General features: G+C 57.6%; 16 protein-coding genes. 11 read left to right on the top strand and 5 right to left on the bottom strand.

What is annotated here, in order from left to right; translation table 11 throughout:
* The first annotated feature begins 74 nt into the window (after positions 1-74).
* Positions 75-452, top strand: a complete 378-nt coding sequence (locus B2W96_RS06805; protein ID WP_293009533.1) for a hypothetical protein — start codon at positions 75-77, stop codon at positions 450-452.
* A 274-nt stretch (positions 453-726) separates the two neighbouring features.
* On the top strand, positions 727-1,764 hold the full coding sequence (locus tag B2W96_RS06800; protein WP_293009532.1) for a YeiH family protein: 1,038 nt from the start codon (positions 727-729) through the stop codon (positions 1,762-1,764).
* Between the two features lie 157 nt (positions 1,765-1,921).
* Here B2W96_RS06800 and B2W96_RS06795 read toward each other — a convergent pair whose 3' ends face one another.
* Positions 1,922-2,383, bottom strand: a complete 462-nt coding sequence (locus B2W96_RS06795) for a nucleoside deaminase (protein ID WP_293009531.1) — start codon at positions 2,381-2,383, stop codon at positions 1,922-1,924.
* 78 nt (positions 2,384-2,461) lie between these two features.
* Between B2W96_RS06795 and B2W96_RS06790 the strand changes: the two genes are divergently transcribed.
* From B2W96_RS06790 to tuf, 9 genes are all read left to right on the top strand, one after another.
* Positions 2,462-2,725 (top strand): DUF2508 family protein, encoded by a 264-nt coding sequence (locus B2W96_RS06790; protein ID WP_293009530.1) that lies wholly within the window; start codon positions 2,462-2,464, stop codon positions 2,723-2,725.
* A complete protein-coding gene (locus tag B2W96_RS06785; RefSeq protein ID WP_293009529.1) occupies positions 2,716-2,979 on the top strand; it encodes a pro-sigmaK processing inhibitor BofA family protein in 264 nt (87 codons plus the stop codon). The genes B2W96_RS06790 and B2W96_RS06785 overlap by 10 nt, the downstream gene beginning before the upstream one ends.
* Before the next feature lie 262 nt (positions 2,980-3,241).
* Entirely contained in the window at positions 3,242-3,673 is a 432-nt protein-coding gene (gene rplM, locus B2W96_RS06780) for a 50S ribosomal protein L13 (RefSeq protein WP_293009528.1), read from the top strand.
* Positions 3,674-3,687: 14 nt separating this feature from the next.
* The gene (rpsI, locus tag B2W96_RS06775) at positions 3,688-4,092 is read left to right on the top strand and encodes a 30S ribosomal protein S9 (RefSeq protein WP_293009527.1); all 405 of its coding nucleotides are present in this window, start codon (positions 3,688-3,690) and stop codon (positions 4,090-4,092) included.
* Between the two features lie 199 nt (positions 4,093-4,291).
* Positions 4,292-4,534: a ribosomal L7Ae/L30e/S12e/Gadd45 family protein gene (locus tag B2W96_RS06770; protein ID WP_293009526.1), complete on the top strand. Its 243-nt coding sequence runs from the start codon at positions 4,292-4,294 to the stop codon at positions 4,532-4,534.
* Between the two features lie 102 nt (positions 4,535-4,636).
* Entirely contained in the window at positions 4,637-5,053 is a 417-nt protein-coding gene (gene rpsL, locus B2W96_RS06765; protein ID WP_293009525.1) for a 30S ribosomal protein S12, read from the top strand.
* Between the two features lie 126 nt (positions 5,054-5,179).
* Positions 5,180-5,650 (top strand): 30S ribosomal protein S7, encoded by a 471-nt coding sequence (rpsG, locus tag B2W96_RS06760; RefSeq protein WP_293009524.1) that lies wholly within the window; start codon positions 5,180-5,182, stop codon positions 5,648-5,650.
* An 11-nt stretch (positions 5,651-5,661) separates the two neighbouring features.
* Positions 5,662-7,770: an elongation factor G gene (gene fusA / locus B2W96_RS06755; protein ID WP_293009523.1), complete on the top strand. Its 2,109-nt coding sequence runs from the start codon at positions 5,662-5,664 to the stop codon at positions 7,768-7,770.
* A gap of 100 nt (positions 7,771-7,870) precedes the next feature.
* On the top strand, positions 7,871-9,076 hold the full coding sequence (gene tuf, locus B2W96_RS06750; RefSeq protein ID WP_293009522.1) for an elongation factor Tu: 1,206 nt from the start codon (positions 7,871-7,873) through the stop codon (positions 9,074-9,076).
* Between the two features lie 182 nt (positions 9,077-9,258).
* Here the strand turns inward: tuf and B2W96_RS06745 are convergent, their stop codons facing one another.
* The 4 genes from B2W96_RS06745 to B2W96_RS06730 form a co-directional block, all read right to left on the bottom strand.
* The gene (locus B2W96_RS06745; protein WP_293009521.1) at positions 9,259-10,188 is read right to left on the bottom strand and encodes a nucleoside hydrolase; all 930 of its coding nucleotides are present in this window, start codon (positions 10,186-10,188) and stop codon (positions 9,259-9,261) included.
* Positions 10,185-11,141: a nucleoside hydrolase gene (locus B2W96_RS06740; protein WP_293009520.1), complete on the bottom strand. Its 957-nt coding sequence runs from the start codon at positions 11,139-11,141 to the stop codon at positions 10,185-10,187. Before B2W96_RS06740 ends, B2W96_RS06745 begins: the two co-directional genes overlap by 4 nt.
* Before the next feature lie 33 nt (positions 11,142-11,174).
* Complete coding sequence (locus B2W96_RS06735) at positions 11,175-12,143, bottom strand: ABC transporter permease (RefSeq protein ID WP_293009519.1); 969 nt, start codon at positions 12,141-12,143, stop codon at positions 11,175-11,177.
* 1 nt (position 12,144) lies between these two features.
* A partial coding sequence (locus tag B2W96_RS06730; RefSeq protein WP_293009518.1) for an ABC transporter permease occupies positions 12,145-13,182 on the bottom strand: 1,038 nt, incomplete at its 5' end.

Here is a 13,182-nt window from a genome sequence, read left to right as displayed (position 1 = left end):
TTGCCATTTTCTCCCCGACAAGGTATGCTAAGTTTAATCATATATCAGCTTTCTTTAAAAAGGTGGTAATTTGGGTGAAAATTTTTAAATCAATATTGAAGCTTACGGACACCAGACGAGGAGCGGCGCTACTTTATGTTTTAGTCTCTATATCTTTTACACTCCTTTTTGGCGGAGTTTTCTCACTTCTTCTAGGCAGCTTCGCCGAGTCATGCGGGGCAATGTTTCTTATGTTCTTTGCGTTTCCATGCATATCCGCCGCCTTGCTTTTATGTACAAAAATACCTGAATGCTGGGCGATTCCACTCGGGGCGGGGCTTTACTATGGGGCGGTGGTAGTGTCTGCAGGCATGCGGTTTTTGGGTTGGGTAGAAAGTGACGCGGGCCGGATAGCAGTAGGCTTTGCGGTTTCGGCGGCGGCTTGTTACATTGTGTATTTGAAAAAAATATAAATCTACCTGCCCCCGAGCGTCCGTTCTTGGCTGTCACAGAAGGACACAAGAAGCTCCCATGCGTCGTGGCATTAAAAAGCGGAGGGGATTTCCCCTCCGCCTTTTGCGCTACACAGTTGCGACACAGTGTTAGTTGTTTTGATTGGTACTGCTGGTAAAAAACATACAAAAGTATGAAATCTCCTACCGTCAATTAAAAACAAATAAGACGTTTGAATTTACGCCTCAGAAGGCGTATGATAGCGAGAGAGTTTTGTGAAAAGAGGAGAGACCAATGCAATTTTTAAAGAAAAACGGGCTGGGGCTGTTGCTATGTCTGGCGATTGCCGCGCCGTCCTGGCTGCTGGGCAAGCGGTTTCCTGTGGTGGGCGGGGCGGTGATTGCCATTCTGGCGGGAATGGTGATCGCGCTTTTCCTGCGAAGCAGGAGCCGTTTGGAGAGCGGAATTAAATTTGCCTCCAAAAAGATTCTTCAGTGGGCAGTGATTTTACTTGGCTTTGGGATGAATCTGCGGGTGGTGATCGAGACGGGGAAGCAGTCCCTGCCCATCATCCTGTGCACCATCGCAACCTCTCTTGTGATTGCCGCCGCGCTGCACAGGGCGCTTCGCATCCCCGGAAACATCTCCACGCTAGTGGGGGTAGGCTCCTCCATCTGCGGCGGCAGCGCCATCGCCGCCACCGCCCCTGTGATCGACGCGGACGATAAAGAGGTGGCGCAGGCCATCTCGGTGATTTTCTTTTTTAATGTGTTGGCGGCGGTACTGTTTCCTCTCCTTGGAAGTGTGTTGGGCTTTGACACCGGTTCCGGCGAGGCATTCGGCGTGTTTGCAGGCACGGCTATCAACGATACCTCCTCCGTCACCGCCGCCGCTTCCACATGGGACAGTATGTGGAATCTCGGGTCTGCTACGCTGGACAAGGCCGTGACTGTAAAGCTGACCAGAACCCTTGCCATCATTCCCATCACGCTGGTGCTGGCTCTGATGCGCGCCCGCCGGGAAAAGGCTGCCGGGGGCACGGGGAAGGCCCTGCGGCTCCGGGATATTTTCCCTTTCTTTATTCTCTACTTCGTGGCGGCCTCCGTTGTCACCACCGTGGCGCTGCGGATGGGGGTTCCGGCGGCGGTTTTTGGCCCGGTGAAGGAACTGAGCAAGTTTTTTATTGTGGTGGCAATGGCCGCCATTGGGCTGAACAGCAATCTCGTCGAGTTGATTAAAACCGGAGGGAAGCCTTTGGCCCTGGGAGCCTGCTGTTGGGTGGGTATTACCGCGGTCAGCCTTGTGCTGCAAAGGACCTTGGGTATCTGGTAATACAGGACGGAGAAGATCGCAAGAGAATTTTCGTCTGCGGAGTTCCGGCTGGGGGAAGTCCTTCGGGGATTCGGACTGAAAAGAAAAGCAGGCGGCGCAAACGCGCCATCTGCTTTATTTCATGGAATGCATGGAAGCGGACAAAAAAGAGAAGCCGTTATTTGCCGTGATCGCCATTCCGGAGAGATTGAAAAAACGAGGCCAGAAGCGCACGGCACTCCTCTGCCAAAATCCCGCCCACCAGCGCGGGCGGGTTGGGAAAGCTCTCCATAAACAGATTTGTTACCCCGCCGCAGGCACCAAAGACCCCGTCCCGCGCGCCGTAAAAAACTTTGGCAATCCGGGCATTCAAGATTGCCCCGGCGCACATGGGGCAGGGCTCCAGCGTCACATACAGGGAGCAGTCCTCCAGCCGCCAGTCTCCAAGGCGGCGATTGGCGGCGGCAATGGCGTCCATCTCTGCGTGGGCGGAGGCAAGGCCGCGTTCCTCCCGCCGATTGCGGCCCTCTCCGACAATTTCGCCCTCCCGGACAATGACGCAGCCCACGGGAACCTCCCCGGCTTCCGCGGCCTCCCGGGCCAGCGCCAGCGCCCGGCGCATAAAATCCTCGTGCTCCATGAAAACCTCCGTATAGAATTTGGAATAATTGTCCAAACTCCCCGTAAGATATAGTGCGCAAAGAAACGGGGGAGTCATATGAAAAACGTATTCTTTACCAAGCGTCCTGTGCAGGAGTCTGAGCTGTCGGTCCTGCAAAGCGAGCTGCGCGCGGCCCAAGGCGAGCTGTCTCTGGCATATCGACAGTTCGATCTGGCAACGGACCCGGAGCTGGTGGAGTCCTGCGTCTACCAGATCAGCGCGGCCAAAGCCCGGTGCAATTACCTGATCCGCGCCATCAAGGCCCGCTGCCCCGACACGGCGGCGATGACCCGGACAGAGGAGGCCGCCACATGGACTTAAGTCATAAAATCATCCTGGGAGTGCTGGCGGTGTTTCTGCTGGCGGCGCTGCTGCGTATTTTCAAGGCGCCGTTGAAGCTGGCCGTCAAGCTGTTGGCCAACACCTTTCTGGGCTTTCTCGCGTTGTATCTTGCTGGGCTGACAGCCCCGTGGACCGGCATCGCACTGGGCCTGAACATCTGGAATGCCCTGGTGGTGGGGATTCTGGGCCTGCCGGGGTTTGTTCTTCTGTTACTGGTGCAGTGGATTCTTTAGCGGCTACATATTAAAATTAGGTGCTTGATGAAAGACGGGGGCGGAGAAGTGCCCCCGTTCTTTTTGTAAAAATCAAAAATTGAATGAGCGATTTCAAGAGATATTAAGAGAAAAGAGAAGATAATAGAAGGTATTATATATCTAAATCAGATTTGTGTTGACATTGCCGAAATAGGGTGGTATAAATAAACGTGCTTTGATTTTACCCTGATCGTTCAGGTTTGTAAAGAAGATCAAGAATTTCATATACGGAGGAAAGAACATGTCCACTTTTATGGCCAACGCGTCCAATATTGAGCGCAAGTGGTACATCCTGGACGCCGCCGGCAAGCCCTTGGGCAAGACGGCCGTCCGCGCTGCCGACATTCTGCGCGGCAAGACCAAGACCACCTTTACCCCCCATGCCGACTGCGGCGACTTTGTGGTGATCATCAACGCCTCCAAGGCGGTGCTGACCGGCGACAAGGGCAACCAGAAGATCTACCGGAGACATTCCGGCTGGATCGGCGGCCTGAAGGAGACTCCCTATCGCATCCTGATGCAGGAGAAGCCGGAGCTTGCCATGCGCGAGGCTGTCCGGGGCATGCTGCCCAAGAACAGCGTGGGCCGCTCTTCTCTGACCCGGCTGCACATCTATGCCGGCGAAAACCATGAGCAGCAGGCACAGATGCCCGTGGCGCTCGACGCGGAATAAGGAGGAAGAACAGAATGTATCAGTCTAAGAAGCCCTATCTGTACGGCACAGGCCGGAGAAAGTCCTCCGTGGCTCGCGTTCACCTGTTCCCCAACGGTACCGGCTCCATTGTCATCAATGGCCGGGACATTGACGAGTATTTCGGTCTGGATACCCTGAAGATGGTGGTCCGTCAGCCGCTGGAGTCCACCTCCAACACCGGCAAGATGGACGTTGTGGCCACCGTTGCCGGCGGCGGCGTGTCCGGTCAGGCCGGCGCTCTGCGCCATGGCATTGCCCGCGCCCTGCTGCTGGCCAGCGAGGACAACCGGCCCATCCTGAAGAAGGCCGGCTTCCTGACCCGCGATCCCCGCATGAAGGAGCGCAAGAAGTACGGTCTCAAGGCCGCCCGCCGCGCACCTCAGTTCTCCAAGCGTTGATTTTTCGAGAGATCCCCGGAACCGCTTGGTTCCGGGGATTTTTGCCTGAAAAAGACAGATGGAGATTTGTGCGCGAAAAAGGTCCGCCGGAAAGGAAATACTGGGAACAAATGCTTGACTGCGGCAAAAAGTCATGATATAATTCCATTCTGCGCGGATATTCCGCGAATTTTGCCATGCGAATGTGAGGGAGAACCCCGTGCTGGAGGAACTGACAGGAAAATCCAGAGTCGTGGGCGTGAAGCAGTCCCACAGGGCCATTGCGCAGGGACAGGCCGCAAAGGCGTTTCTGGCCTGCGATGCCGACCCGGCGTTGCTGGAGGCCCTTGCAAAAAGCTGCGAAGAGATGGGCGTCCCCGTTGAAGGGAAGCACACCATGGCGCAGCTTGGCGCCGCCTGCCGCATCAGCGTGGGCGCCGCCGTAGCCGTCCTTTTGAAATAGGATGGAACATTTCGGTTTTTTCGGAATAGCTTACCGGCTTTCCGCAAAAAATAAAGGCTGTGCGTTTTACAGTCAACCTATTTGACAAGAAAGGAGAACAGTATGCCTACTTTTAACCAACTGGTCCGTAAAGGACGGGAGCAGTCCAGCTACAAGTCTGCATCCCCCGCGCTGCAGTTTGGCCTGAACACCCTGAAGAACCGGAGCACCGATCTGCCCTCCCCCCAGAAGAGAGGCGTTTGCACCGCTGTGAGAACGGCTACCCCCAAGAAGCCCAACTCCGCTCTGCGTAAGATCGCCCGTGTTCGTCTGACCAACGGCTACGAGGTCACCGCTTATATCCCCGGCGTGGGTCACTCCCTGCAGGAGCACTCCGTCGTCATGATTCGCGGCGGCCGCGTGAAGGATCTCCCCGGCGTTCGGTACCACATTGTCCGCGGTACTCTGGATGCGCAGGGCGTTTCCGGCCGTATGCAGTCCCGTTCCAAGTACGGCGCCAAGCGGCCCAAGTCCAAGTAAGGACAACTCACTGAAAGCTTTGCCGAATAGGTTTATATAGATCACCTCTTTGGCGGGCATTCACGGAAGGCAGAGATGCCTTTTGAGTACCTATGACATCATATTATTATGAAGGAGGGAAGCATCGTGCCGAGAAGAGGTAACGTTCCCAAAAGAGAGGTTTTGCCCGATCCCGTTTACGGCTCCATTCTGGTGACCAAGCTGGTCAACAGCGTGATGCTGGACGGTAAGAAGGGCGTAGCCCAGAAGGTGGTCTACACGGCCTTCGACCAGATCAAGGAGAAGACCGACAAGGACCCCGTTGAAGTGTTCACTCAGGCCATGGAGAACATCATGCCCAGCCTGGAGGTCAAGGCCCGCCGCGTGGGCGGCGCCACCTATCAGGTGCCCCTGGAGGTTCGTCCCGCCCGCCGTCAGACCCTGGGTCTGCGGTGGCTCACCGCCTATGCCCGCTCCCGCGGGGAGCGCACCATGGCGGAGCGCCTGGCCAATGAGATCACGGACGCATCCAACAACACCGGCGCCGCCGTCAAGAAGCGCGAGGAAGTCCACAAGGCTGCCGAGGCCAACAAGGCGTTTGCGCATTTCCGCTATTAAGGAGAAAGACTATGCCGAGAAAAAACTCGCTCGAAAACACCCGTAACATCGGCATCATGGCCCATATCGACGCGGGTAAAACCACCACCACAGAGCGCATCCTGTTCTACACCGGTGTGAATTACAAGATCGGTGAGACCCATGACGGCACTGCCACCATGGACTGGATGGCGCAGGAGCAGGAGCGTGGCATCACGATTACGTCCGCTGCCACCACCTGCCACTGGAAGGGCTCTAAGAGCCAGTTCCCCGATACCCGCATCAACATTATCGACACCCCGGGCCATGTGGATTTCACCGTGGAAGTGGAACGCTCTTTGCGCGTGCTGGACGGTTCTGTGACGGTGCTTTGCGCCAAGGGCGGCGTGGAGCCTCAGTCCGAAACCGTGTGGCGGCAGGCTGACACCTACAAGGTTCCCCGCATGATTTACGTCAATAAGATGGATATCATGGGTGCGGATTTCTACAACGTTCTGCGGATGGTGGAGGATCGGCTCAAGTGCAACGCCGTCCCCATCCAGCTTCCCATCGGCAGCGAGGATACCTTTAAGGGCATCATCGATCTGGTGGACATGAAAGCGGACGTGTATTACGACGATCAGGGCAAGGACATGCGCGAGGAGGAGATCCCCGCCGACATGACTGATCTTGCCAATGAGTACCGGGAGAAGCTGATGGACGCGGTGTCCATGTTTGACGACTCCATCATGGAAGCTTATCTTGGCGGCGAAGAGGTTTCCGCGCAGAAGATCCGCGCGGCAATCCGCACGGCCACCGTCAGCAATGAGATGATTCCCGTCACCTGCGGCACGTCCTATAAAAACAAGGGCGTGCAGAAGCTGCTGGACGCGATTGTGGACTATATGCCCTCTCCTGTGGACATTCCCGCTATCAAGGGCGTGAATCCCAAGACCGAGGCGGAGGAAGACCGCAAGCCCAGCGACGACGAGCCCTTCTCCGCCCTGGCGTTTAAGATCATGACCGACCCCTATGTGGGCCGCCTGAGCTTTTTCCGGGTCTATTCCGGGCATCTGACCACCGGTTCCTCCGTGCTGAACAGCACCAAGAACCAGAGAGAGCGCATCGGCCGCATTTTGCAGATGCACGCCAATCACCGGGAGGATATTGATGAGGTCTTCGCAGGCGACATTGAAGCCGCTGTGGGCCTGAAGAATACCACCACCGGCGATACCCTGTGCGACGAAAAGGCTCCCATCATTCTGGAGTCCATGGAGTTCCCCGAGCCCGTTATCCGCGTGGCCATCGAGCCCAAGACCAAGGCCGGTCAGGAAAAGATGACCATGGCGCTGATCAAGCTGGCGGAGGAGGACCCCACCTTCAAGACATGGACCGACGATGAGACAGGGCAGACCATTATCGCCGGCATGGGCGAGCTGCATCTGGACATCATCGTGGACCGTATGCTTCGCGAATTCAAGGTGGAAGCCAACGTGGGCGCACCTCAGGTGGCTTACAAGGAAACCATCAAGAAAAAGGTGGAGCAGGACACCAAGTATGCCCGCCAGTCCGGCGGCAAGGGCCAGTACGGTCACGTCAAGCTCCGTGTGGAGCCCAACGAGTCTGGCAAGGGCTATGAGTTTGTCAACGCCATCGTGGGCGGCGCGATCCCCAAGGAGTATATCCCTGCGGTCGATTCCGGTATTCAGGGCGCTTTGAACGGCGGCGTGTTGGCCGGCTTCCCCGTGGTGGACGTGAAGGTTACGCTGTATGACGGCTCTTACCACGAGGTGGACTCCTCCGAAATGGCGTTTAAGATCGCCGGTTCCATGGGCTTCAAAGAGGCCTGCCGCAAGGCTGACCCCACCCTTCAGGAACCCATCATGAAGGTTTCCGTCACCGTGCCCGACGAGTATATGGGCGACGTCATCGGCGATTTGAACAGCCGCCGTGGCCAGATCATCAAGCTGGAAGCCCGTCCCGGCGCCCAGCAGATTGACGCCCATGTGCCTCTGGCTGAAATGTTCGGCTATGCCACCGACCTGCGCTCCCGCACACAGGGCCGTGGTCAGTATACCATGGAGCCCAGCCACTATGTCGAAATCCCGAAGAACATCCGGGACAAGATTGTGGCCACCCGCAACGGGAACAAGGCTGAATAATTGGGGATTGATTTTCCCCGCATTTTACTGTAAAATGGGGAGCACTGAATATAACTGCGCTGCCCGCAAGGATTTTTGAAATTGACAGGAGGATCATCAAATGGCTAAGCAGAAATTTGAGAGAACCAAACCCCATGTAAACATTGGTACCATCGGTCACGTTGACCATGGCAAGACTACCCTCACCGCCGCTATTACCAAGTGGCTGTCCCTGCAGGGCAAGGCCAAGTTTGAGGCCTATGATTCCATTGATAAGGCTCCCGAAGAGAAGGAGCGCGGCATTACCATCAACACCGCTCACGTGGAGTATGAGACCGATAAGCGTCACTATGCTCACGTTGACTGCCCGGGCCACGCCGACTATATCAAGAACATGATTACCGGCGCTGCCCAGATGGACGGTGCAATTCTGGTTATCGCCGCTTCCGACGGCCCCATGGCTCAGACCCGCGAGCACATTCTGCTGGCCCGTCAGGTGGGCGTGCCCGCCATCGTCGTGTTCCTGAACAAGTGCGATCAGGTGGACGACGCCGAGCTGCTGGAACTGGTGGAGATGGAAGTCCGCGAGCTGCTGAGCAAGTACGAGTTCCCCGGCGACGATCTGCCCATTATCAAGGGCTCCGCGCTGAACGCGTTGGTTTGCGAGTCCACCGATCCCGCCGCTCCTGAGTATGCTTGCATCAAGGAGCTGATGGACGCGGTTGACGACTATATCCCCACCCCCGAGCGCAAGGAGAACATGCCCTTCCTGATGCCCGTCGAGGACGTGTTCACCATCTCCGGCCGCGGCACCGTGGCCACCGGCCGTGTGGAGCGCGGTATGCTGAAGCTGAGCGAGGAAGTCGAGATCGTCGGCATGGCGGAAGAGAAGCGCAAGACCGTCGTCACCGGCATCGAGATGTTCCACAAGCTGCTGGATTACGCTGAGGCTGGCGACAACATCGGCGTGCTGCTGCGCGGCGTGGACCGTAATGGCATTGAGCGCGGCCAGGTTCTGGCGAAGCCCAACTCCATTCATCCTCACACCAAGTTCAAGGGTCAGGTCTACGTTCTGAGCAAGGACGAGGGCGGCCGTCACACCCCCTTCTTCAACAACTATCGTCCCCAGTTCTACTTCCGTACCACCGACGTGACCGGCGTCATCTCCCTGCCCGAGGGCGTTGAGATGTGCATGCCCGGCGACAACGTGGAGATGGATGTGGAGCTGATCACCCCGATCGCTATCGAGAAGGGCCTGCGTTTCGCTATCCGTGAGGGTGGCCGTACCGTTGGTTCCGGCGCTGTTATCGAGGTTGAGGAGAAGTAAGAATTCTGAAACTCGCATTCGTGCGCTTTTAGAATGACTGAATTACTCAAAATACGGAGCGGTGTGCTTTAAGCACACCGCTCCGTTTTTTATTGAGAGAGTTCGTTTACAGGGAATTTGACGTAAAACAGGCGGCCTTTGGAGTCTCCCAAAAGCCGCCTTGTAATATTCCAATGTGGCCCTCAGTATTGCAGCAGCAGTTCCCGAATCTTTGCGGCAAAGCTGTCCCGGTCCACATCCAGCACCACGAAGACGTTTTGCTGGGGGAATTGTCTGTCGCTCCACAAATCCGTGACGGTTTTGCCCAACGTGAGATTCCCCCGGGTTTCCACATAAACGCCTGCCGTCTCTCCAGAAAACAGGTCCGGACAGGCCAGAAACAGCACGGGGCAAGTGTCGTGGCAGCAGAGGCCGGGGCCGTTGAGCCGCTCAAAGAAGCTCAGGGCCAACTGGTTGCTCTCCCGGACGAAGCGGCACACCGGCGTGCCGTGTGCGCCAATCCCCTCCACTTCCTCAGGAGTGAGATAGGCCTGCATGGTCACGTCCAGTCCGCACATGACTACGGAAATACCGGAGCGGAAGACCGCCTGCGCGGCATGGGGATCGCCGTAGATGTTAAACTCCGCCGCTGGAGTGACATTGCCGCCCCGCGCCGCGCCGCCCATGATAAGAATGCGCTTTAAAAGGGTTTTCAGCTTGGGGTACTTGCCCAAAGCAATGGCAAGATTGGTCAAGGGGCCTACCGCCACGACCTGAAGCTCGCCGTCGGCGGCTTCTGCCGCCTCGTACAGCGCATCCCACGCGGGTTTGGTTTCCCTGATTGCCGGAGAGGGGGGAAGCTCCACCTCACCCACGCCGTTTACGCCGTGGACCAGAGGGGCGGTGTGCAGCGGGACGAACAGGGGCTGCTTCGTGCCGGGATAAACGGGTGCCTCAATACCCGCCAGATGGCAGACATTCCGGGCGTTTTCAAAGGTCCGATGTAATTCTGCATTGCCCGCCACGGCGGAAATGCCCTTTAGTTCCAATTGGGGCAGCCGCGCCAGCACCAGCAGGGCCACCGCGTCGTCCACACCCAAATCGGTATCAAACCAGACAGGGATTTTATTCATACCGCAACCTCCCGTCCGTCGTAGGCTTTTACGGCCTCGGCCATTAGGTCCACAAACTTTTCACGCTGAAGGTTCAGGACACAACGGGCATTGGGCGCATGGCGAAGCTTCCCCTGCGGGTCGCCTACTGTTGCGCCCCGGCAGTATTCTCCACCGGTTTCAATGCCCACGTACATCTCCTGAATGGTAAACACCTCCGGGTGCAACAGAGCCGCCACGGCCACCGCGTCGTGGACGGGGGCGCCCTGATAACCAAGGTCCCTGTGGAACTTGAAAAAGAACTCCAGCCAGTCTGCCACCACGCCGGCCACCTGATTGCCAACGGCCCGGATGCGCTCAAAATCCTCGGGGAAAATCAGGGCCTGTTCCGTTACGTCCAGTCCGGACATCAAAAGGGGAAGCCCGGAGGAAAAGACAATTTCCGCCGCCTCCGGGTCCGCCAGAATGTTGAATTCCGCCGCCGGGGTCCAGTTGCCGAAGCCCAGTCCGCCGCCCATGACAGAAATCTGAGCAATCTTGGATTTCAGCTCCGGATGAGACAGCAGCAGGGCGGCAACATTCGTCTCCGGGCCGGTGGCAATGATGGTCACGGGATCGGGACTTTCCCGCAGGACCTTTGCCATCAGTTCCACTGCGCTCAGGGGAGAGAGCGGGTCTTCCGGTCGAGGGAGACTGGGACCGTCCAGCCCCGTCTGCCCGTGGATATTCCCGGCGGTGATAGGGTCGCATAGCAGCGGAGCGGGCAGGCCCATGGCGATGGGCGCGGTAATCCCCAGCAAGGCGCACACCCGCCGGGCGTTAAAGGTGGTTTTCTCAATGGTCTGGTTCCCAGCGGCGGAAGTGACGGCCAGAATGTCAAGCTCCGGGCTGGCCTGTGCCAGCATCCAAGCCATGGCGTCGTCGTGGCCGGGGTCGCCGTCCAGAATCACAGGGCGTTTCTTCGGACTGTTCATATGCAGTTTCCTTTCAGATGGGCTGTGTGCAGCTTACTTTCCGGCGGTGGAGGCCAACGCGGCGGCAGAATGACGATGCCGCGTGCGGCTCCGGGCCACCAGAGCAAAGATCACAAGCCCCAGAATGGTCACGAGATAGGGAATGGGGGAGACAAGATTGGAGTCCGCTCCCAGAGACGAAACCTTGATGCCCAGCGCCTGGGCAAGACCAAAGACCAGCGCCGCCAGCATGGCCCCGAAAGGCTCGCCCGCGCCCATGGCCTGCGCCGCGAGGGCGATAAAGCCCCGGCCTGCCACCATGTCCTGAGACCAGCCCATGGCGTAGTACATGGACATATACGCGCCGCCAAGGCCCGCCATGGCCCCGGAGAAGCCGATGGCAATATACCGGATGCGCAGCACGCTGACGCCCACAGAGGCCGCCGCGTTGGGATTTTCACCCACAGAGCGGATGTTCAGGCCCAGCGGGGTCCGATACAGCATGACCCAAGTGAGGAACACCAGCAAAAAGGCAAGATAGGTCAACACGCTGTGTCCGGAGAGAATGCCGCCCAGAATGGGGATGTCCTTCAAAAGCGGAATGTTGACGGAGGGCGTCTGAAGGCTTTTGGTAATCAGGGAGGTGGTGGAGGCCATGGCGGAGCCCTCGGTGAGCTGAGTGATGACCTTCACCAGAAACAGCGTGCCGCCCGAGCCGATCATGTTCACGGCCACACCGGTGAGAATGATGTCGGTTTTCAGGTTGAAAGAGAAAAAGCCCATCAGCAGGGACACCAGAATCCCGATCAGCAGAGCCAGCAGCACGCCCACAAACCAGCTTCCGCTCCAATAAGCGGTGAGCGAGCCGAAGAGTGCTGAAATCATCATGATGCCCTCAAGGCCGATGTTGGAAATGCCGGCCTTTTCTCCGATGACCGCGCCCAGCGTAGCGAAGAGAATGGGGGCAGTGATGCGCAGGACGGAGAAAAAGAAATCCATGGTAAAAATACGTTCCAGAAGCATATTACTTCACGCTCCCTTCCGCGGGATTTGCCTTTGCGGCCAGTTCCGCCTGCGTGTTGCGAACCACCAGTTTCTGGCGGTAGCGGGAGAGGAACTGCTCCGCCGCGAAGAACAGGAAAATCAACGCCTGAATAATGTCGATCAACTGGGCGGGAACGCCGGAATAGGTGGACATCAGGTTACAGCCCTTGTTGAGATATGCCATGAAGAAGGCCGCAAGAGGGACAAAGGCCGGGTTGTTTCCGGCGAGAATCGCCACGGTGATACCGGTCCAGCCATATCCTGGCAGAGCGCCCCAGGAGAAGGTGGTATAGCGGCCCAGCATCTCAATGCTGCCGCCCATGCCCGCCAGAACGCCGCCCAGCACCTGCGAGAGAATCACAATGCCGCCCACCTTCATGCCGGAATACATGGCAAAGTCCTGATTGATGCCGATCATGCGGATGGCATAGCCCCAACGGGTACGGTACATGAACAGCGCGGTGATTACCACGAAGGCCAGCGCCACCACAAAGCCCCAGGATAGCTTGGACCCGTTGTCCACCAGCTGGGGAATCGCGGCCCCTGCCTGAAAGGGATAAGACTGGATCTGCCCCTTGCTTTTGTCGGCCAGATAGGTGTTCAGCAGATATTTGATGAGGTACATCACCACGTAGTTCAGCATCAGGGAGTTCACCATTTCGCTGACGCCAAGCTTTGCCTTCAGCACGGCGGGAATCAGCATCATCACGCCCACGGAGGCCGCCGCAATCAGCACACACACCACGGGCAAAAGCCCCGCGGGCAGATCCAGATAAATGGCAGCCAGCGCACCTGTAAAGGCGCCCAGCATGACGCCGCCCTCCGCGCCAAGGTTAAACTGGTTGGCCGAGAACATGACGCAGGTGGCAAGGCCGGTAAAGATAATGGGAATCATGGAAGCCAGAATGTCGGAAAGGTTTTTGACGCTGATGCTTCCGTTTGCCCGGAAGGCGGGGCCGATCAAAAGCTGGCGCAGGGCGCCCCCTGTCAACGAAAGCTTGGCGGAGACAGCCGCGCC

The sequence above is a fragment of the Oscillibacter sp. UBA6647 genome, assembly GCA_002455655.1.
Classification (GTDB): domain Bacteria; phylum Bacillota; class Clostridia; order Oscillospirales; family Oscillospiraceae; genus Oscillibacter.
This window is presented reverse-complemented; position numbering and strand designations above follow the sequence as displayed.